Origin of the sequence: Winogradskya humida (assembly GCF_016862215.1) — a bacterium.
GTDB classification, from domain to species: Bacteria; Actinomycetota; Actinomycetes; order Mycobacteriales; family Micromonosporaceae; genus Actinoplanes; species Actinoplanes humidus.
Window position 1 is genome coordinate 170,284 of record NZ_BOMN01000013.1, and the last position, 18,750, is coordinate 189,033.

The 18,750-nt window shown below is 70.3% G+C and carries 21 protein-coding genes and 1 pseudogene; 9 read left to right on the top strand and 13 right to left on the bottom strand.

From position 1 onward, the window contains the following. Window position 1 precedes the first annotated feature (1 nt). Window positions 2-1,525 (bottom strand): amidohydrolase, encoded by a 1,524-nt coding sequence (locus tag Ahu01nite_RS05510; protein ID WP_203835279.1) that lies wholly within the window; start codon window positions 1,523-1,525, stop codon window positions 2-4. Between the two features lie 5 nt (window positions 1,526-1,530). After that, window positions 1,531-2,550: an L-erythro-3,5-diaminohexanoate dehydrogenase gene (gene kdd, locus Ahu01nite_RS05515; RefSeq protein WP_203835280.1), complete on the bottom strand. Its 1,020-nt coding sequence runs from the start codon at window positions 2,548-2,550 to the stop codon at window positions 1,531-1,533. Between the two features lie 135 nt (window positions 2,551-2,685). Here kdd and Ahu01nite_RS05520 point away from each other — a divergent pair, with 135 nt between their 5' ends. Further along, a complete protein-coding gene (locus tag Ahu01nite_RS05520) occupies window positions 2,686-4,035 on the top strand; it encodes a KamA family radical SAM protein (protein WP_203835281.1) in 1,350 nt (449 codons plus the stop codon). A 62-nt stretch (window positions 4,036-4,097) separates the two neighbouring features. Here the strand turns inward: Ahu01nite_RS05520 and Ahu01nite_RS05525 are convergent, their stop codons facing one another. Then, window positions 4,098-4,289 carry a CsbD family protein gene (locus Ahu01nite_RS05525; RefSeq protein WP_203835282.1) on the bottom strand — a complete coding sequence of 64 codons (192 nt, stop codon included), beginning with the start codon at window positions 4,287-4,289 and terminating at the stop codon, window positions 4,098-4,100. Between the two features lie 194 nt (window positions 4,290-4,483). On the opposite strand from Ahu01nite_RS05525, the gene Ahu01nite_RS05530 reads away from it, so the two are divergent. Continuing rightward, window positions 4,484-5,161 (top strand): response regulator, encoded by a 678-nt coding sequence (locus Ahu01nite_RS05530; RefSeq protein ID WP_203835283.1) that lies wholly within the window; start codon window positions 4,484-4,486, stop codon window positions 5,159-5,161. A gap of 42 nt (window positions 5,162-5,203) precedes the next feature. On the opposite strand, the gene Ahu01nite_RS05535 is transcribed toward Ahu01nite_RS05530, so the two are convergent. After that, entirely contained in the window at window positions 5,204-6,409 is a 1,206-nt protein-coding gene (locus Ahu01nite_RS05535; protein ID WP_438874759.1) for a macrolide family glycosyltransferase, read from the bottom strand. 124 nt (window positions 6,410-6,533) lie between these two features. Between Ahu01nite_RS05535 and Ahu01nite_RS05540 the strand changes: the two genes are divergently transcribed. From Ahu01nite_RS05540 to Ahu01nite_RS05565, 6 genes are all read left to right on the top strand, one after another. Further along, on the top strand, window positions 6,534-7,130 hold the full coding sequence (locus tag Ahu01nite_RS05540; RefSeq protein ID WP_203835285.1) for a TetR/AcrR family transcriptional regulator: 597 nt from the start codon (window positions 6,534-6,536) through the stop codon (window positions 7,128-7,130). Window positions 7,131-7,519: 389 nt separating this feature from the next. Further along, window positions 7,520-8,071, top strand: coding sequence for a DUF998 domain-containing protein (locus Ahu01nite_RS05545; protein ID WP_203835286.1), 552 nt, complete (start codon window positions 7,520-7,522; stop codon window positions 8,069-8,071). Between the two features lie 43 nt (window positions 8,072-8,114). After that, window positions 8,115-8,453: a YciI family protein gene (locus tag Ahu01nite_RS05550; RefSeq protein WP_203835287.1), complete on the top strand. Its 339-nt coding sequence runs from the start codon at window positions 8,115-8,117 to the stop codon at window positions 8,451-8,453. 55 nt (window positions 8,454-8,508) lie between these two features. Further along, the gene (locus Ahu01nite_RS05555; protein ID WP_203835288.1) at window positions 8,509-9,765 is read left to right on the top strand and encodes an RNA polymerase sigma factor; all 1,257 of its coding nucleotides are present in this window, start codon (window positions 8,509-8,511) and stop codon (window positions 9,763-9,765) included. 10 nt (window positions 9,766-9,775) lie between these two features. Then, window positions 9,776-10,060 (top strand): DUF4287 domain-containing protein, encoded by a 285-nt coding sequence (locus Ahu01nite_RS05560; RefSeq protein WP_203835289.1) that lies wholly within the window; start codon window positions 9,776-9,778, stop codon window positions 10,058-10,060. 105 nt (window positions 10,061-10,165) lie between these two features. Further along, window positions 10,166-10,381: a DUF4396 domain-containing protein gene (locus tag Ahu01nite_RS05565; RefSeq protein ID WP_239158638.1), complete on the top strand. Its 216-nt coding sequence runs from the start codon at window positions 10,166-10,168 to the stop codon at window positions 10,379-10,381. 36 nt (window positions 10,382-10,417) lie between these two features. Here the strand turns inward: Ahu01nite_RS05565 and Ahu01nite_RS05570 are convergent, their stop codons facing one another. The 4 genes from Ahu01nite_RS05570 to Ahu01nite_RS05585 all read right to left on the bottom strand — a co-directional run bounded on the left by Ahu01nite_RS05570 (window position 10,418) and on the right by Ahu01nite_RS05585 (window position 13,107). Next, a complete protein-coding gene (locus Ahu01nite_RS05570) occupies window positions 10,418-10,879 on the bottom strand; it encodes an Lrp/AsnC family transcriptional regulator (protein ID WP_203835290.1) in 462 nt (153 codons plus the stop codon). A gap of 113 nt (window positions 10,880-10,992) precedes the next feature. Next, window positions 10,993-12,132, bottom strand: coding sequence for an acyl-CoA dehydrogenase family protein (locus Ahu01nite_RS05575; RefSeq protein ID WP_203835291.1), 1,140 nt, complete (start codon window positions 12,130-12,132; stop codon window positions 10,993-10,995). A 9-nt stretch (window positions 12,133-12,141) separates the two neighbouring features. Further along, window positions 12,142-12,690, bottom strand: a complete 549-nt coding sequence (locus Ahu01nite_RS05580; protein WP_203835292.1) for an RNA ligase 1 family protein — start codon at window positions 12,688-12,690, stop codon at window positions 12,142-12,144. Window positions 12,691-12,711: 21 nt separating this feature from the next. Further along, a complete protein-coding gene (locus Ahu01nite_RS05585; RefSeq protein WP_203835293.1) occupies window positions 12,712-13,107 on the bottom strand; it encodes a hypothetical protein in 396 nt (131 codons plus the stop codon). A 58-nt stretch (window positions 13,108-13,165) separates the two neighbouring features. Between Ahu01nite_RS05585 and Ahu01nite_RS05590 the strand changes: the two genes are divergently transcribed. Then, window positions 13,166-13,684: a MarR family winged helix-turn-helix transcriptional regulator gene (locus Ahu01nite_RS05590; protein WP_203835294.1), complete on the top strand. Its 519-nt coding sequence runs from the start codon at window positions 13,166-13,168 to the stop codon at window positions 13,682-13,684. On the opposite strand, the gene Ahu01nite_RS05595 is transcribed toward Ahu01nite_RS05590, so the two are convergent. From Ahu01nite_RS05595 to Ahu01nite_RS50205, 5 genes and pseudogenes are all read right to left on the bottom strand, one after another. Then, entirely contained in the window at window positions 13,681-15,132 is a 1,452-nt protein-coding gene (locus Ahu01nite_RS05595; protein WP_239158639.1) for an MFS transporter, read from the bottom strand. The genes Ahu01nite_RS05590 and Ahu01nite_RS05595 overlap by 4 nt on opposite strands. Window positions 15,133-15,254: 122 nt before the next feature. Then, window positions 15,255-16,383 (bottom strand): annotated as a pseudogene (locus Ahu01nite_RS05600) (rhodanese-like domain-containing protein). Continuing rightward, entirely contained in the window at window positions 16,380-17,522 is a 1,143-nt protein-coding gene (locus Ahu01nite_RS05605) for an LLM class flavin-dependent oxidoreductase (RefSeq protein ID WP_203835296.1), read from the bottom strand. Before Ahu01nite_RS05605 ends, Ahu01nite_RS05600 begins: the two are co-directional and overlap by 4 nt. A gap of 45 nt (window positions 17,523-17,567) precedes the next feature. Continuing rightward, window positions 17,568-17,708 (bottom strand): hypothetical protein, encoded by a 141-nt coding sequence (locus Ahu01nite_RS05610; RefSeq protein ID WP_203835297.1) that lies wholly within the window; start codon window positions 17,706-17,708, stop codon window positions 17,568-17,570. After that, window positions 17,705-18,703 (bottom strand): LuxR C-terminal-related transcriptional regulator, encoded by a 999-nt coding sequence (locus tag Ahu01nite_RS50205; protein WP_239158640.1) that lies wholly within the window; start codon window positions 18,701-18,703, stop codon window positions 17,705-17,707. Before Ahu01nite_RS50205 ends, Ahu01nite_RS05610 begins: the two co-directional genes overlap by 4 nt. Between the last annotated feature and the right edge of the window lie 47 nt (window positions 18,704-18,750).

Genomic DNA, 18,750 nt, shown 5'->3' on the forward strand with positions numbered 1-18,750 from the left:
CCTACTCCTCGAAGATCGTCTCGCCGGACAACACCGTCCGGCGGCACACCGGCCGCTCAGGAACCACATCGTCGACGTCGGGCAGCAACGCCGGCAGGCCACCGTCGAGCCCCGACGGCGTCTCCCACACCGCGAACGTCGCCTGCGCCCCCGGAGCGAGCACCCCCGCGTCGTCCACCCCCACGGCACGCCACCCACCCCGCGTCGACGCACCGAACGCCGAACGAACACCCATCCGATACACCGGGTTCCGCGGCGCCGCAGCAGCCACCACCGCCGCCCACGGATCCAGCGGCGTCACCGGCGAATCCGACCCGAACGCCAGGGTCACCCCCGTCGCGTACATCGCCCCGATCGGATTCGTCGCCAACGCCCGCTCCACACCGAGACGCTGCGCGTACATCCGATCCGGGCCACCCCACAACGCGTCGAACACCGGCTGCACACTCGCCACCACCCCGAACTCGACCATCCGCGCGATCATCGCCTTGTCCGCGAGCTCCACGTGCTCGATCCGATGCCGGCCCTCTCGCACCCGATCCACACCCACCGCCCGCGCCGCGATCGCAAAACCCTCCAGGACAGCCTCGATCGCCGCGTCCCCGATGGCATGGAACCCGCCCTGCACCCCCAGCTCCACACATTCGAGGAGGTGCGCACCCGCCTGCCCCGCGGTCACAAAAGCCTCACCACACCCAGGACCATCCACGTACGCCGACCGCACCGAAGCCGTCCGCGACCCCAGCGCCCCGTCCGCGTACAAATCCCCACCCGCACCGACCGCACCCAGATCCCGCGCCCGGACCGCCCCACCGAGCTCACCCCAGTACCCGAACACCCGCGGCAGACCATCACCCGACAGACGCAGCACCGACTGGAAATCCGCCTCCGACGACGTCCCCGGCCCGCCACACTCGTGCACCGACGCCACACCCCGCGACGCCGCAAGACGCAACGCCGTCCGCTGCGCATCCGCGCGCTGCTGCATCGTCAGCGAACCAAGAGCCACCTCACGCACGGCGTGATGCTCGTTCTCGCGTACCCAATTGGACGTGGGGTTGATCTGCGGGCACGCCGCGAGCATCGATGACGACACCAGCGCGGAATGCACCGACGCCTGCGACAGATACACCCGCCGGCCACCCGCGGCCTTGTCGAGTTCCTCCGCGCTGGGCGGGGTCTGCACGGGCCACGTCGACTCGTCCCAGCCATGACCCAGCACCACCGCGTCCGACGCCTTACCCGCCGCGAACGCCGCCACCGCGTCCAGCACCTCACCCGCCGACCGCACACCCGACAGATCCAGGCCATCAGCCGCCAGACCCGTATCCGTCGCATGGATGTGCGCATCCACGAACGCCGGCGTCACCAACCCACCACCAAGATCCACCACCCGGTCCGCGGCCGGCACATCACCGTCCGCCCCGAGCCACACGATCCGGCCGTCACGCACCAGCATCGCGGTCGCCCGCGGATCCGCCGCCGAGTAGAAACGCCCGCCCTTGAACAGCACCACCGAAGTCATGACCGTCAGTGTGCCGAAACCCGCGCCTCGAACAACGCCCGCACCGCAGGAGTGCGCCGCACCACATCCAACGCGAACGCCGCATGCCCCGGCACAAAACCGTTCCCCACCAGCATCGTCACATCCGCCGCCAGGCCCTCCGCCCCCAGAGCAGCCGCGGAGAAACTTGTCGCCATCGAGAAGAAGATCACCGTGCCACCCGCCGCCGTCGCCAGGATCGCCCCGTGCTCACACCCCGGCACATCCACACACACGACCGTCACCGTCGCCGGCGTCTCGAACGCCTCCGCGACCGCGACCGGGTCCCGGGCATCAACAACCGCGACCCGATCCGCAAGACCATGGTCGATGACCATCGAACGCTCAGCCTCGGAAACCACCACAGCACGAGTCCGCGCCCCCGCCAGCCTCGCCGCGGTCAACGCCAGGGAACCACTCTTACCGGCTCCACCCAGCACCGTCACCGACACATCACCGGAATAGCCGCGCACCACCCGATCCACCAGGGCCGGCGCGCCACACACGTCGAACACCGCCAGGGCCAGCTCCGGAGACAGATCATCCGGCAGCACCGCCACCACGGAACGCCCGAACAGAATCGCATGCCCCGACGCCGGGACCTGCTCACTCAACCCGTCCCAGCCCGCCAGGCCGTCATCGATGACCAGAGGCGTCAACGTCAGCGACACCAGCGTCGCCACCCGGTCACCGGCCTTCACCGGCAACAACGACTCCGGACCGACCTCCTCCACCACACCGATCAGCATCCCACCCGACCCCGTGACCGGATTGTGCATCTTCCCGCGCGTACCGACGATCTCCAGAACCTCAGCCCGCACCGCCGCACCATCACCACCGTGCTTCACCGACAACTGCCGGAAACTCGCCGCATCCAGATTCAGCCGCGACACCCGCACCCGCACCTCATCAGCCGCCAGCTCCGCACGCGCATCAAGACGCCAAGCAGCCTGCGGCAACACCCCCACCGGCTCCAGCACCCGCGGCAAACCCACCCCAGAGGTCACACCCACCACCCCAGACGTCATACGAAAAGACTGTCAGGCCGCCATCAAACCGTAAATCCTCCCGGCAGACGGTTACCAGACCACAGATCCTCCAGTACGGTCAGAGTCGATCACACCTCGACCCAGGAGGCATCGGTGACCCAAGCCGCCGGCCAGCCCTACGACTACCAGCGCCGCCCCCTCACCGAACCGGACTGGACCCGCTTCCCCGGATGGCGCGACGTCACCACCGCCCAATGGGAATCCGCCCAATGGCAACGCGTGAACTGCGTCAAAAACATCAAACAACTGCGCGCCCTCATGGGTGACCTGCTCGACGAAGCGTTCTACGCCGACCTCGACACCGACCAGCAACGCCTCGCCACCATGTCGATGCTGGTCACACCCCAGATGCTCAACACCATGGTGCCCGACAGCGAGATCACCACGGAGGCGTTCTACGCCGACCCGATCCGCCGCTACATGATCCCCGTCGCCACCGACCGCCACCTCGACTGGCCGTCACACCCCCACGCCACCCGCGACAGCCTCCACGAACACGACATGTGGGTCGCCGAAGGCCTCACCCACCGCTACCCCACCAAGGTCCTCGCCGAACTGCTCAGCACCTGCCCTCAATACTGCGGCCACTGCACCCGCATGGACCTCGTCGGCAACAGCACCCCCACCGTCGACAAACTCAAACTCACCCTCAAACCGGTCGACAGGTACGACGCCCACCTGAAATACCTGAAGGAACACCCCGGCGTCCGCGACGTCGTCGTCTCCGGAGGCGACGTCGCCAACGTCCCCTGGAAACAACTCGAGACCTACCTCATGGGACTCCTCAACGTCCCCACCGTCCGCGACATCCGCCTCGCCACCAAAGCCCTCATGGGACTCCCCCAGCACTGGCTACAAGCAGACGTCGTCGAAGGCCTCAACCGCGTCGCCATCACCGCGGAACGACGCGGCGTCAACCTCGCCGTCCACACCCACGTCAACCACGTCAACTCCCTCACACCACTGGTCGCCCGCGCCGCCCGCATGCTCCTCGAAGTCGGCGTCCGCGACGTCCGCAACCAGGGCGTCCTCATGCGCGGCGTCAACGCCACCACCAAGGACCTGCTCGACCTCTGCTTCGGCCTGCAGGGAGAAGCCGGCATCCTGCCGTACTACTTCTACATGTGCGACATGATCCCGCACGCCGAACACTGGCGCGTCCCCGTCTGGTACGCCCAGCAACTCCAGCACGACATGATGGGCTACCTCCCCGGATACGCCACCCCGCGCATCGTCTGCGACGTCCCGTTCGTCGGCAAACGCTGGGTCCACATGGTCAGCGAATACGACCGCGAACACGGCATCTCGTACTGGACGAAGAACTACCGCACCAGCATCGAGGCCGACGACACCGAAGCCCTCAGCAAGCTCCACGCGTACTACGACCCGATCGACACCCTGCCCCAATCCGGCCAGGACTGGTGGCGCAAACAGATCGCCTAGCACTCAACGAGAAATGGCCCCGGACCGTGTGGTCCGGGGCCATTCGCCGTTAAAAGAAAAGGTCAGCTGAGCGCGTCGCGCACATCGCGACCGGCGTCCTTGACGTGCTCGCCGGCCTGGCGCGCCCGGGCCGCAGCCTCCTGGCGCTGACCGTCCGCGACCAGCTGCTCGTCGTCGCGCATGTCGCCGATGCCCTGCTTCGCCTTACCGGTCAGCTCATCGGCCTTGTTCTTGACCTTGTCAGTGAAGCTCATCGTCAACACCCTTCTCACTCACGACTCGAAACGTCTTTGTTCTTGTCGGTGAACGGAGTGCCCGAAGGGCTCCTATTTGAAACTTGCCTTTTGTCATGTGCGGCGCAGCGCACACCCTCTAAAGCATCCTAGGATACGTGATCCTGGTCCCGACCGGCCCCGCCGACCAGCCGGCATGCTGCACAATCGGCGCCGTGAGCCGCATCCTTGTCGTGGACGACGACGACCAGCTACGCCGGGCCCTGCGCATCAACCTCACCGCCCGCAAATACGAGGTCATCACCGCCCCCGACGGCACCCAGGCCCTCACCGCCGCCGGCCACACCCCACCCGACCTCGCCATCGTCGACCTCGGCCTACCCGACATGGACGGCGTCGACGTCGTCCGCGGCCTGCGCGGCTGGACCGCCATCCCGATCATCGTGCTCTCCGCCCGCGACGACCAGACAGGCAAGGTCGAAGCCCTCGACGCCGGCGCCGACGACTACGTCACCAAACCCTTCGGCATGGACGAACTCCTAGCCCGCATCCGCGCCGCCCTGCGCCGCGCCACCCCCCAGCCCGAAACAGCCACCATCACCACCCCCGACTTCACCGTCGACCTCGCCGCCAAACGCCTCACCACCCCCACCGGCCAGGACATCCGCCTCACCCCCATCGAATGGCGCATGCTCGAGGTCCTCACCCGCCACGCCGACAAACTCGTCGCCCAGAAACAACTCCTCCGCGAGGTCTGGGGCCCCGCCTACGAAACCGAAACCGGCTACCTCCGCGTCCACCTCGCCAACCTGCGCCGCAAAATCGAACCCGACCCCAGCCGCCCCCGCTACCTCATCACCGAACCCGGCATCGGCTACCGCTTCACCCCCTGAGCTCCACCAGCGGTGCAGGGGCAGACCACGCCGCCTGAGCCCTCAGGCACGGCCTCCGCTCGCGGAACGCTGCCCGGCACGGCCGCGCGCCGCGGTGAGTTCGGCCTCGATCAGATCGGCGGCCCGGTCGGCACCTCCGGCCTCGCGGGCCTGCCGCTTCAGGTCGGCGCTACGGGTCACCACGGCGGGGTCGCCGGTGAGAGCGAGCAACGTCTCGCGGAGCTCCGCGGCGGTGACGGTGGCGGAGGCGACGACCCGGGCGACGCCGAGGGTGGCCAGCTGCTCGGCGTTCGCGAACTGGTCGGCCGCCTGCGGAACGGCGATCATCGGGGTTCCGCAGTAGAGGCCTTCGCTGCTGCCACCCATGCCGGCGTGGGTGACGAAGGCGTCTGCCTGCTCCAGCACGGCGAGCTGCGGCACCCATGGGGAGACCTCGACGCTGTCCGGGACGGGACCGAGCTCGGCGGGATCGACGTGGCTGCCTATCTGCAGAACGGTGTACCAGCCGGGCAGGTAACCGAACGCGGCGATGCAGCGGCGGTAGAAGTCGGTCTGCCGGGTGAAGGCGGAGCCGAGGGAGACCAGCAGCATTTTCTCGACGCCGTCCGGACGGACCCAGTGCCCCTGGTGAGAGCGGTCGCCCAGGACCGGGCCGACGAAGCTGTAGACGGACCGGTCCACCCGGTCGGCGTTCGGCTGGAGTGCCTCCGGCGGCAGAACGAGGCTGCGCACCGGCCGGCCTTGGAACGCCATGCTGTCGGTGACCGACGAACCCTCCGCGGTCAGCCACCTCTCGAACCGCTGGTAGTAGCCGGCGCCACGCGGATCAGCCCGCATCGCCTCGACGACCGGCGCCATCTCTTGCTCGTAGCCGTCCCAGGCCACGAACGTCGACGACAGCTGAATGGCCGGAATCCCCCACTGCTCGCCGAGCAGCCGAGCCGGCGCGCCGGCGATGTCGTAGAGGAACAGGTCCGGGCGATCGCCGGCATAGGCGGCCCGCAGCTGCGGCAGCATGGCGATGGCATCGTCGAGGAAAAGCGTGAGCTGCTCGATCGGGTCGTCGGTTCCGGAACCACCGTCGCTGGGAAGCTGTGATTCATACGGTCTCAGCTCGGCCCCGGTGCCCTCGAGGACATCGGCGAAGGCGGGGTCATTGGCGTAGGTGACCCGGTGGCCACGCCGCACCAGGGTCCGGATGATCTCCAAGCTCGGGTTGACGTGGCCGTGGAACGGAATGCTGACCATGGCGATGTGCGACACGGTGATCTCCTGAGGCTGGATGAGACGAGACGTTGCGTCTCGAACCAGGAGACCATGCGACCCGGAACGCGTCAAGACGAGACGTTTCGTCTCGCTGTAAGGTGATGGCGTGACCCCACAGCCCGCCCGTCGCAACGAGCAGTCCCGCCGCGCGATCCTCACGGCCGCCCTGGAGCTGTTGACCGAGGCCGGCTACTCCGCCGTGACCATCGAGGCGATCGCCGCCCGCGCCGGGGTCGGCAAGCAGACCATCTACCGCTGGTGGCGCGGCAAGGGCGCGGTCATCCTGGACGCGCTCGCAGACAACGTGCCGGAGGTCCTCGCCCTGCCCGACACCGGCGACCTGCGGGCCGACCTGCGTCAGGTTCTCCGGGCCACGGTCGCCGAGTTCGCCGATCCACGGCTGTCCGCCACCACCCGCGCCATCACCATCGAGACCCTCGCCGACGACGAGCTGGCCGACCAGGTGCGCGACCGCCTGCTCCGTCCCCAGTTGAACGCGGTCCGCACCCGCCTGGAAGTCGCCCGCGAGGCCGGCCAGGTCCGCCCCGACGCCCCCTTGGACCAGGTGGTGGAGCTGCTGTTCGGCCCGCTCTACCACCGCTGGCTGCTCCGCAACGGCCCCCTGACCGACGACTACGCCGATGGCATCGTCGACCTGACCCTCGCCGCCATCACCCCTCCCTGCACCTGCCTTGGCATTTGACGCCGGGCGGTGAAGATCTGGCTGGCTACAGCCTGCACGTCACCGCGCCGCCCGAGGTCCACCAGACGCTGCCGGCCACACACAAATTTGTTGTTCGTCGGTGCAGTCGCCGTCAGGCGGCGTTGAACGTTCTGACCTGCCTAAACCCAGCGGCGCCACGCACACCCCGTAAGGCATCCTAGGAGGCTAGTTTGCGGGAATGCGGACCGAGTCAAAAAATTTCTTCAGGCCCATGTCCGGATCGGTGTAGTCAACGCGACGCATACGTGACAGGCGCCCCGCAGCCGCTCACCAGGGAGCAGACCATAACCAGCCATGCAGCCACCGCTATCGCACCGCCGGCACCGAGGGACAGACGGCGGCTGGCGTGCGGCCTCATCGCAGGTCCGGTGCTGCTCGGCGTGGGGATGGTGCAGGTGGTCACGCGGGACGGGTTCGATCTGGACCGGCATGCGCTGAGTCAGCTGTCGCTGGGGCCGTGGGGGTTCGTGCAGATCGCCAACTTCCTGGTGACCGGTGCCCTGGTGATCGCGGCGGCCCGGAGGCTGCGTGGCGTGCCGGGGGCGGTGTGGGGGCCACGGCTGCTGGCCGGTTTCGGGGCCGGGATGCTCGTCGCGGGTGTGTTCGTTGCCGACCCCGCGTTCGGGTTCCCGGTGGGGACGCCGGGCGGGCCGGGCTCGATCAGCTGGCACGGCGTCCTGCACACCGCGGGCTTCACGGTGGCCATGGTGTCGTGGACGGCGGCGATGATCGTCCTGGCTCGCGGCGATCGGGCGCGGGCCGCTGTCTGCGTGACCGCGCTGGTCATCGCGGCGGGCGTCGCCACAGTGCCGGTGCTCGGATCGTTCGGGCTGCGTGCCCTCGTGGTGTCCGGCGTCCAGCTGGCCGCCCTGGCGCTGCTCTGCGCGAAGGCCCTGCGCGCACCGGCACCGTCATGTTGAGACCATCGGTAATCCGTTGAACAGGAGAAAGACCATGCAGTTCATGACCATGCTGAAGGCACGTGAGGACGCCGGAGCGCCGCCGCCGGACTTCTTCGAGGCGATGGGTGCCTACATCGCCGGTGTCGCGGCGGGCGGCAAACTCATCACCACCGGAGGCCTGCTGCCCAGCTCGACGGGTGCGGAGGTGCGGGCCACCGACGGCAAGGTCGTCGTCACCCACGGGCCGTTCACCGAGGCGACCGAGCTGGTCGGCGGCTACGCCATCTTCGAGGTGGATTCCCGCGACGAGGCCATCGCGATGGCGACCGAGTTCGTGCAGTTGCACGTGGACCACTGGCCCGGCTGGGAAGGCGCCTCGGAGGTCCGCCAGATCATGTGACCGCGGGCGCGCGGCGTGCCTTGCCCGCGTGCGGGGGCTCTGCTGAGATCAGTCGGTGAGCAGCGCGAACGAGGCCGTCGTGGCGGCCTGGCGGGAGCAGTCCGCACGACTCGTCGGCGGGCTGCTCCGGCTGACCCGCGACATCGACCTGGCGCAGGACCTCGCCCACGACGCCATGGTGGCGGCGCTGGAGCAGTGGCCGGTCACCGGTGTCCCGGACAACCCGGCCGCCTGGCTCATGGCCATCGCCAAGCGCCGCGCGATCGACCACTTCCGCCGCGCCGAGCGCCACACCCGCGCCGAGACCCGGATCGCCCACGAGCTTCACGCCGCACAACGGGAGGAGGAGGACGTGCCCGAGCCGATGGAGGACGACACCCTGCACCTGATGCTGCTGACCTGCCATCCGGCGCTGACCGTCGAGTCCCAGGTCGCCCTCACCCTGCGGCTGGTCGCCGGGCTCACCTCCCGCGAGATCGCCCGCGCGTACCTCGTGCCGGAGGACACCATCGTCCGGCGCATCACCCGGGCCAAGAGCACCTTGGCGCAGGTCACGCGTACCGGCACGACCGGTGACGAGGAGCCGTTCGACCTGCCGGGGCACGTAGGGCGTCAGCAGCGGCTGCCCGCGGTGCTGAACGTCGTCTACCTCGTCTTCACCGAGGGATACGCCGCGACCGCCGGCGACGACTGGATGCGCCCGGCGCTGTGCGACGAAGCCCTCCGCGTCGGCCACCTCGTGACCACCGCCTTCCCGGACCAGCCGGAGGCGTACGGGCTGCTGGCCCTCATGTGGCTGCAGGCCTCCCGGATCGACGCACGCACCGACGAGACCGGTGCCGCCCTGCTGCTGGAGCACCAGGACCGGCGCCGCTACGACCAGCTCGCCATCCACCGGGGCACCGAGGCGCTCGGACGCGCCCTGTCCGCCGGACCGCCCGGCCCGTACACCCTGCAAGCCGCCATCGCGGCCTGTCACGCCCGAGCCACCGGCGTGCACGACACCGACTGGGCCACGATCGCCGGTCTCTACGACGCCCTGGCCCATCTGAACGCCTCACCCATCGTGCTGCTCAACCGTGCCGTCGCCCACTCCATGCATTCCGGGCCGCAGGCCGGGCTGGACCTCGTGGACGAGCTCGCCGCGGCCCCGGGCCTGCGCAACCACCACCTGCTGCCCAGCGTGCGCGCCGAGCTGCTGACCCGGCTCGACCGGCACGCCGAAGCCCGCCAGGAGTTCCGGCTCGCCGCCGGACTCGCCACCAACACCCGGGAACGGGATCTGCTGCTCGGCCGCGCCGAGCAGAGCTGAGGAGAACACCATGTCGTTCCAGGCCTACCTCGACGCTATCGAGGTCAAGACGGGTAAGACTCCCGCCGAGCTCCTCGCCGAGGCCCGCGAGCGCGGTTACGGCCCCGACACCCGCGCGGGTGAGGTCGTGCAGTGGCTCAAGGACGACTACGAGCTCGGCCGGGGGCACGCGATGGCCCTCGTCCACGTGATCAAGAACGGGCCGGTGATCGGCGACAAGCACGTCGGCAGCACCGGCACCCACCGGGACGACAGCAACACCCTGCATCTCGACGGGAAGGCGAACCGCGGCTAACCTTGGGATCGGGTACCCCCAGGGGGTACCTGTCACCGGAGGGGGCGGCGTGAGCAACGCGAGCTGGAGAACCGCCGCGGCGGCCACGGTGCACTGCCTGACCGGGTGCGCGATCGGGGAGGTGCTCGGCATGGTCGCCGGGACGCGTTCATCGTCGCGGTGCCGGGGGCGATGAACGCCGGGCTGACCAGCGTGCTGTTCTGGGCGTCCCTGGCCGGGTCGCTGGCGGTGGCCTTCCTGCTGACCACCCCGGTGAACCGGTGGCTGATCAGCCGCGGCAAGGGCCATGCGGTCGTGCACCGGTACCACCACGCGCACTGACCACAGCGCGGGAAGGGGCACGGCGCGGGGCGAGGGCTATGGGAGCGGGTCGGGGCCGGGCATGCGGGGCGGGCGGTTCTCGTAGGGCGTGCTGAGAACCACTGTTGTGCGGGTGGTGACGTTGGCGGCGGTGCGGATCTCCTGGAGGAGACGTTCGAGATCCGCCGGGCTGCCCACGCGCACCAGCAGGAGGTAGAAGTCCTCCCCCGCGACCGAGTAGCAGGAGTCGATCTCGGCCAGGTGGGCGAGTTTCTCCGGGGCGTCGTCGGGCTGGGACGGGTCGAAGGGGCGGATCGCGACGAAGGCGGTCAGCGGGAGCTGGAGCGCCTCGTACGACACCTTCGCCGTGTATCCGGCGATGACGCCGCGCTGCTCGAGGCGGCGCACCCGCTGGTGCACCGCCGAGACGCTCAGGCCCACGCGCTCCGCGAGGTCGGTGTACGACAGGCGGCCATCCTCGGTGAGGGCGCCCACGATCGCCCTGTCGATCTCTTCCACCGCGTCAAGATACCGGGCGGGGCCCCGCCGTAACGAACCCGTTTCCGCCTCGTGTTCCCGGGCGACCGACGCAATGTCGCCCGGGAGGATCAGCGGAACGCCGCCCGGGAGGATCAGCGGACCAGGGACCGGGCGATGACCAGGCGCTGGATCTGGTTGGTGCCCTCGACGATCTGCAGGAGCTTGGCCTCGCGGAACCAGCGCTCGACGGGGTGGTCGGCGACGAACCCGTAGCCGCCGAGCACCTGGACCGCGTCGGTGGTCACCTTCATCGCGGTGTCCGTCGCGAAGAGTTTCGCCTTGGCGGCCTCCACGGAGAACGGGCGGCCGGCGTCCTTGAGGCGGGCGGCGGCCAGGGTCAGGGCCCGAGCCGCCGACACCTGCGTGGCCATGTCGGCGAGCATGAAACCCAGGCCCTGGAAGCTGCCGATCTTGCGACCGAACTGCTCTCTCTCCTTCGCGTACGCGGCGGCGTAGTCGACAGCCGCCTGAGCGAGCCCCACCGCACACGCGGCGATCCCGAGCCGTCCCGAGTCGAGGGCGGTCATCGCGATCCGGAAACCGGACCCCTCCTCGCCGACGAGCCGGTCGGTGCTGACCCGGGCGTCGTCGAAGACGATCTGCGCGGGCGGGGACGAGCGCAGGCCCATCAGGCGTTCCGGGGTCTGGGGCAACAGCCCGGGGGTGCCTGCCTCGGCGACCACGCAGGAGATGCCCTCGGGGCCGGGGCCGCCGGTGCGGCAGAAGACCGTGTAGAAGTCGGCCTTGCCGCCGTGGGTGATCCACGCCTTGGTGCCGGTGAGCCGGTAGTAGTCGCCGTCACGGTCGGCGCGGGTGGTGAGCGCGCCGGCGTCGCTGCCGCCCTGCGGTTCGGAGAGACAGTACGCCCCGAGCAGGTCCCCGCCGAGCATGTCGGGCAGGGACTTGCGCTGCCGCTCGGTGCCGTACGCCGCGACGGGGAAGCACGACAGCGCGTGCACGCTCACCGCCTCGGCGATGGCGAGCCACGACGACGCGAGCGTCTCGAGCACTTGAAGGTAGACCTCGTAGGGCTGCCCGCCCCCGCCGTCGGCCTCCGGATACGGCAGCCCTAGCAGGCCCGCGCGCCCCAGCGTGCGCAGCACGTCCCGGGGGAACTCCCCACGGGCCTCGTAGTCGTCGACCCGTGGTGCCAGCTCACCCCGCGCTATCTCCCGGGCAAGGCCGAGCAGCTCGTAGGACTCTTCGGTGGGCAAGATCCGCTCAACCGTCACCCCGTTAGCTTAACGTCCGTTAAGGGCGAAGTCACGGTGCTTCAATTTCGCCATCCGCCCACCGGCCGCGTGCCAGACGATCCCCTCGTACTGCGGGTGCGCCAGCAGCCACTCCCGCAGCCCGTCGTAATCACGCGGCACGTCGAACACCTCGGCGTCGGCGTGCGCGACGAGCTGGTGCGTACCCACGCTCTCGGGATTGCCGTTGATCTTAGGGCCGATGAGCTCGTGGGTACCCGGCGAGAAGGAGCCCGAGGACACGGCCTCGACATGACATGCGGCGTACGCGGACTGCGCAATCGGCTCCCAGCCCTGCGTCTTGCCGGTGACCTCGTCCGTCGTGACAGGACGGTAGCCGGGCGGGCGGGTGCGGCCCGGGCGGACCTCGCGGCGGGCCCACCAGACCCCGTGCTCGTCGAGCAGCACGCAGGTGCCGTCGTACTTGCGGGTCGCCACACCCTCACCGGCGAGCACCCACTCGCAGCCGGGGTTGACGTCACGGGTGGTCCGCTTGCGGTCGGCGGGGTCCCGGAGAAACACCGTGGGAATCTTCTGCACGCACCCATGATCGCAACGGCGTCAACGACATTCGCGTACGCGGGCCACCGGCCACCCCACGAACCCGGCGATCTCCTCGTCCGGGGTGCCGGGATCGGCGACCCACTCCCCGATCGCCCGGGCCAGCGACGGCGGGATCCCCGGGGTCACCGGGTCGGCGCCGGGGATCTCGGCGTAGAGGTCATCGGAGTGGTAGAAATCGGCCAGGGCTGCTTCCAGCCCGGCCGGACCGTCGTCCCCGCGGGCGACCACCGCGCCGGTCAGCCGGTCGCGCAGCTCCCAGCGGGTGGCCGACCTCAGGCCTCCGTCGACGACGGTCCGGCCGGCCCGGCGGAGCTCGAGGACCCGGCGGGCCCGGGCCCGCTCGGCGAGCAGCGGCGCCTCGAGGACCCTGCGGGCGTGCGTACGCACCTGCACGGCGATCCTCCTCGGGGCGTGCCGTAAAATCGGTGACCTGGCGTGGAAAGGACTTTCGTTGACCGACGCGACACATCGCGATGGCATGTCGCAGGGTGACCGGGTCGTCGACGCGCTGCGTGTCTACTCCGCGGACTACTCCGAACTGACCCATCAGCTGGCCCGGTGGCTGGGCGTCCACACCGCGGACGCCGCCGCGTTCTCGGAGATCGTCTACGCCCAGGAGTCGAGCGAGCCGCTCAGCCCGATCAAGCTGTCCAAACGGATCGGGCTGACCTCCGGGGCGACCACGTCACTGCTGAACCGCCTCGAGGACGCCGGGCTGATCGTGCGCTCCCGGGAGCACAGTGACCGCCGGATGGTGACACTGCGCTCCACACCCGACGTCGGCCGCGACGCCGCAGCCGTCTTCGATCCGGTCGCCGAGCGGGTCGACGCCATGATGGACGAGTATTCGCCCGAGTTCCTGCAGGAGGTCGAGTCGCTGCTCGACCACCTGCACACCGTACTCGGCGGCGCGATCCAGAGCCTGCAGGGCAAGGCCTCGAAGTCCGCGGCGAAGCCGGCACCGGACTAAGCCGGTCCCGCGCGGCCCGCCGCCTCGGCCGCTTCCGCGCGGGTCGCCGTGATGAACACGATCGCGACGACGGCGCTCACGACCAGGATCCCGGCACCCACCCAGAACGTGACGGCATACCCGTGGATGGTCGCGAGCGCGGCTGCCCCGGTGCCGTGGTCCGCCACGTATCCCGTGACGGCGTTGGCGAAGATGGTGTTGAGCAGGGCGGTGCCGATGGACCCGCCGATCTGCTGCGTCGTGTTGACCATCGCGCTGGCCACCCCGGCGTCGGCGGCCCCGATGCCGACGAGCGCCGTGCTCTGCACCGGGCCGAAGGTCAGGCCGAGCCCCAGGCTGATGAGCACGACCGGGGGCAGGACGTGTGTCCAGTAGCTCGTGTCGACGCCGATCCGGGTCAGCAACGCGAGACCGGCCGCCGCGACGAGCAGTCCCGACGCGATCAGCACGCCGGGGCGTACGAGGGTGGCGAACTTCGCCCCCACGCCGACCCCGACACCGATGCCGAGCGTGAACGGCAGGAACGCCAGACCCGACCGCAGCGCCGAGTAGCCCAGGATCAGCTGCAGGTAGAACGTCAGGAACAGGAAGAACGCCAGCAGCGCCGTCCCGAGCATCAGTCCGACCAGGTACGAGCCACCGCGGTTGCGCTCCTGCAGGACGCGGGGCGGCAGCAGCGGGTTCGCGGAGCGGTGCTCGACGATCCAGAACGCCACGAGCAGCACGACGCCGGCGGCGATGAGCCCGATCGTCAGGCCCGCGGACCAGCCCTGCGAGCTGGCGTTGGACAGGCCGTAGACGAGGGCGACCAGGGCGGCGGTGACGGTCACCGCGCCGGTGACGTCGTAGCGCGTACGCCCGGCCGCCCGGCTCTCCGTGAGCACGACCGCGGCGACGATCGCGGTGACCAGGGCGATCGGGGTGCCGACGCCGAGGCACCAGCGCCACGACACGTACTGCGTGAGCAGGCCGCCGAGCAGCAGACCCAGCGCGCCCCCGCCGGCGGCGATCCCGCCGAAGATCGCGAACGCCCGCGCCCGTTCGCGCTCACCGGTGAACGTCACCGCGAGAAGTGACAGGGCGGCGGGTGCCATGAGGGCCGCGAACGCACCCTGCAGACCCCGCGCGGCGAAGAGCATTCCCTGGTTGACGGCGAAGCCACCCAGCGCCGAGGCGAGCGCGAATCCGATCAGCCCGATGAGGAACGACCGCTTGCGCCCCGCGTAGTCCGAGATCCGCCCGCCCAGGAGCAACAGCCCGCCGAACGCGAGGGTGTACGCGGTCACGACCCACTGGCGTCCCGAGTCGGAGATGGCGAGGTCGACCTGCGCGGTCGGCAGCGCGATGCTCACGATCGTCGCGTCCAGCACGAGCAGCAGCTGGGCGATCGCGATGGTCGCGAGGATCAGCCCCTTCGCGGTCTTTCTTTCTTCCAGAACGTGCGTCACCGGTGCTCCAGGATCAGAGGTAGCTTGATTTTCAAGTGACTCTAACATGAAGCAAAATGGCGTCGGGCACGGCGAAAAGAGGGCCGCGTCGTCGCGACCCTCTTCGGGAAATCCGCCAGGAGCTACCCGGCCAGGGCGGGATGCCAATCGTCGTCGATCGCGACCACGTCGCGGCCGGCCCGGGTGAGCAGGCTCGCCGCCGCTGCCGCCCGGTAGCCCGCCGCGCAGTGCACCCACACCGTGCCCGGCGGGACCTCGCCGAGCCGGACGAGCAGTTGCGGCAGCGGGATGTGGATCGCGTCCGGCAGGTGACCCGAGCGCCACTCGTGGTCCGCGCGCACGTCCAGCACGACCTCGGGCGAGGCCGTGACCAGGTCACGGAACGTCGCACTCCGGCCCGGGACCAGATCCTGAGGGGTACGCGACCAGTCCTGCGGCGCACCCGTCGCCGAGGCCGCGGGACGGTCGATGCCGATCCGGGCGAGTTCGCGCCGGGCGTCCGCCACCTGCTGCAGCGACTCACCGAGCAGGGTCAGCGGCGTGCCGTGTGGCAGCGTCCAGCCGAGCCAGGTCGCCAGGGAACCGTCGAGGCCGAAGCTCAGCGTGCCGGCGAGATGCTGGTACGCGTACGCCTTGCGGGTGCGCAGGTCGACCACCCACTCCCCGGCGGCGATGCGCAGGGCCAGCTCGGCAGGGTCCGCCTGCGTCACCGGGGTGAGGTCGATGAGGTCCGCGCCGGCGGCGTTGCGGTCACCCATGTGCGCGTAGTACGCCGGGTACGCGTTCAGCCCCGCCAGCGACTGGTCGGCGAACGCGTCGACGGGCAGCCGCAGGGCCGGGTTGGTGCCCTTCTCCCGGCCGATGGTCGACGCGTCCGACTCCGACGGCGGGCCCGCCGAGCAGAAGCTGCCGAACCCGTGCGTAGGCCAGACCAGCGCCTCGTCCGGGAGCAGCGTGGCCAGTTTGTGCGCCGAGGCGTGCTGGTGGGCTGCCAGCTCCCGGGCGTGCCCGGTGCCGAGCAGATCCGTGCGGCCCGTGGTGCCGAACAGGAGCGAGCCGCCCGTGCACACCCCCGCGAACTCGCCGGCGTAGCTCACGGCGTACGCAAAGTGGTGGAAGGTGTGACCGGGTGTGGCCACGGCCGTGGATGTCGCGCTGCGGGTCGACGACCACGCCGGCCACCCCGTCGTGCAGCAGGTACGTGCGGTCACCCAGCGACGACGTGTCGACCACGACCACACCCAGGGTCACCGCGCCACACCCGCGAACGGGATGCTGGCCGCCTCGTGCCGGGTGTCGCCCGCCGGGTGGTTCCACAGGCCGCGGCGGCGCAGCTCGGGCAGGACACCCTCGCCGAACCAGTACGCCTCCTCGAGGTGCGGGTAGCCGGACAGGATGAACTCCGTGATGCCCAGGTCGGCGTACTCGGCGATCCGGTCGGCGATCTCCAGGTGGCTGCCCACCAGGGCCGTGCCGGCGCCACCGCGGACCAGGCCGACACCCGCCCACAGGTTCGGCGAGACGACCAGCCCGTCGCGGCTGCCGCCGTGCAGGTCGAGCATGCGGCGCTGACCCTCCGACTCGCTGCGGCGCAGCCCCTCCTGCACCACGGCGATGTCGGCCGGGGAGACGTGCTTCAGCAGCCGGTCCGCCTCCGCCCAGGCCGCCTCGGACGTGTCGCGGGCGATCACGTGCAACCGGATGCCGAACCGCAGGTCCGGGTTGAGGCCACGGATCCAGTCGAGCTTCTCCTTGACCTGCGCCGGCGGCTCACCCCAGGTGAGGTAGACGTCGCTGTGCTCGGCCGCGACCGGGCCGGCCGCCTTCGACGAGCCGCCGAAGTAGATCTCGGGGACCGGGTCGGGCAGCCGGGCCAGCTTCGCGCCCTCGACGTGCAGGTGCTTGCCGTTGTGGTCGACCGTCTCGCCACGCCACAGCGCGCGGATGATGCCGAGGAACTCCGCGGTGCGCTCGTAGCGGGCGTCCTTGTCGAGGAAGTCACCGTACGAGCGCTGCTCCGACGACTCCCCGCCGGTCACGACGTTGAGCAGCAACCGGTTGCCCGACAGCCGCTGGAACGTCGACGCCATCTGCGCCGCCAGGGTCGGCGAGATCAGCCCGGGGCGGAACGCGACCAGGAACTTCAGCCGCTCGGTGGTCTCGGCGAGCATCGCGGTGGCCAGCCAGGCGTCCTCGCACCAGGCCCCGGTGGGGGTCAGGGCGCCGACAAAACCGAGCTGCTCGGCACTGCGGGCGATCTGCCCGAGGTAGCCGATGGTCAGCGGCCGCAGGCCCCCGGCCGAGCCGACCGGGGTGCCGTGCCCGCCACCGACGATGTCCCGGCTGTCGCCGTTCGTCGGCAGGAACCAGTGGAAGTCCAGGGAGGTCATGACCTCCAGGCTACCCACATATCCTATCGACTAGATAGACGCGTCTTACTCGGGGAGCGCCAGGCAGGTCGCGCAGAACGGGCTGGGCAGGGCCTCGGTCTCGGTCTGCGCGCCCGCGAACGCGGTTGCGCCGAGACCCAGGGCCAGCGCGAGGGCGATGAGGAAGGTCTTCGTGCGTACGGTCATGATGGTTCCCCGTTTTCCGGTAGTGCGGGATGGATCGTTCCGGTCGAGCCCAGGAGCAGGCCGAGCTGGAAACGGTTGTCGACGCCGGCGCGGTCCATGAGCGCGCGCATCGTGTAGGAGACCGACCGAGGGCTGATCGCGAGCTCGGCGGCCGCGGTGATGTCGGTGTGCCCGGCGGCCAGCAGGATCACCAGGGCGTGTTCCCGCCGGGAGAGCTCGATGGGGGCGACACCCTGTTCGTACGGGTCCCGGCCGCCGGACCAGAGCCGGAAGAACAGCTCGCAGCACCGTTCGATCCCGGCCGGATCGGTGATCTCCACGTACCCCTGTTCCAGGTCGAGCGGGTCCGCCGGGAAGAACGCCACCCTCCGGTCGAACACCATCAGCTTGAGCGGCACGTCACCGGTCTGGCGGTAGTGCCCGGGCGGGATCGACGCGACGCTGCGCGCCGGCACTCCAAGATCGCCGTCGCGGGGTGGCCGCTCGACGACGAGCACGCGGATCCCCCGGTCCAGCAGCGCCCGGTCCAGGGGACGGGCCGCGGAGAGCGACTCGGCGGTGAACTGGTCCTCGGTGTTCAGCGCGAGATGCTCGTACTTCTCAGCCTCGACGAGCTGGGCGGCCCGGCGCCGCGCATCCTCCCGCCGGGGCCACAGCCGCACGGCCGTCGCCGCGAGCGGGCCGAGCCCTTCCACCGCCGCGACATGCCCCCGCCAGCGGTTCCTCGGATCGTCGGCCAGCCGCCGCTGCCGGCGCGAGCGCAGCCGCTCGACCACCCCCGCGGCGTCGGCCGCGGACAGGACACCCGCCTCGGGCGCCGCCGCACCGATCGCCACCAGCTCGTCGACCGCGGCGCCGATCCGCCGCCGGCTCATCCCGAGATCCCGGGCCAGGCCGGCGGCGTCGCGGGGAACGGGCTGCAGCAGCGTGCGGTAGACGAGGTCGGCGTCGGCACTCACGCCCCACCGGGTCAGCACCGGCACGACCGTCCCCATCCGCGATCCTCCCGCCCCGTGCGACCAGGACAGCAGACCACTGTGGA

What these genes read in the sequence shown, in the direction of transcription:
- Ahu01nite_RS05550 (WP_203835287.1), top strand. Translation starts at nt 8,115, where the DNA reads ATGACCATGCTGAAGGCACGTGAGGACGCCGGAGCGCCGCCGCCGGAC.
- Ahu01nite_RS05525 (WP_203835282.1), bottom strand. Translation starts at nt 4,289, where the DNA reads ATGAGCTTCACTGACAAGGTCAAGAACAAGGCCGATGAGCTGACCGGT.
- Ahu01nite_RS05610 (WP_203835297.1), bottom strand. Translation starts at nt 17,708, where the DNA reads ATGACCGTACGCACGAAGACCTTCCTCATCGCCCTCGCGCTGGCCCTG.
- Ahu01nite_RS05535 (WP_438874759.1), bottom strand. Translation starts at nt 6,409, where the DNA reads ATGGTCAGCATTCCGTTCCACGGCCACGTCAACCCGAGCTTGGAGATC.
- Ahu01nite_RS05605 (WP_203835296.1), bottom strand. Translation starts at nt 17,522, where the DNA reads ATGACCTCCCTGGACTTCCACTGGTTCCTGCCGACGAACGGCGACAGC.
- Ahu01nite_RS50205 (WP_239158640.1), bottom strand. Translation starts at nt 18,703, where the DNA reads ATGGGGACGGTCGTGCCGGTGCTGACCCGGTGGGGCGTGAGTGCCGAC.
- Ahu01nite_RS05560 (WP_203835289.1), top strand. Translation starts at nt 9,776, where the DNA reads ATGTCGTTCCAGGCCTACCTCGACGCTATCGAGGTCAAGACGGGTAAG.
- Ahu01nite_RS05510 (WP_203835279.1), bottom strand. Translation starts at nt 1,525, where the DNA reads ATGACTTCGGTGGTGCTGTTCAAGGGCGGGCGTTTCTACTCGGCGGCG.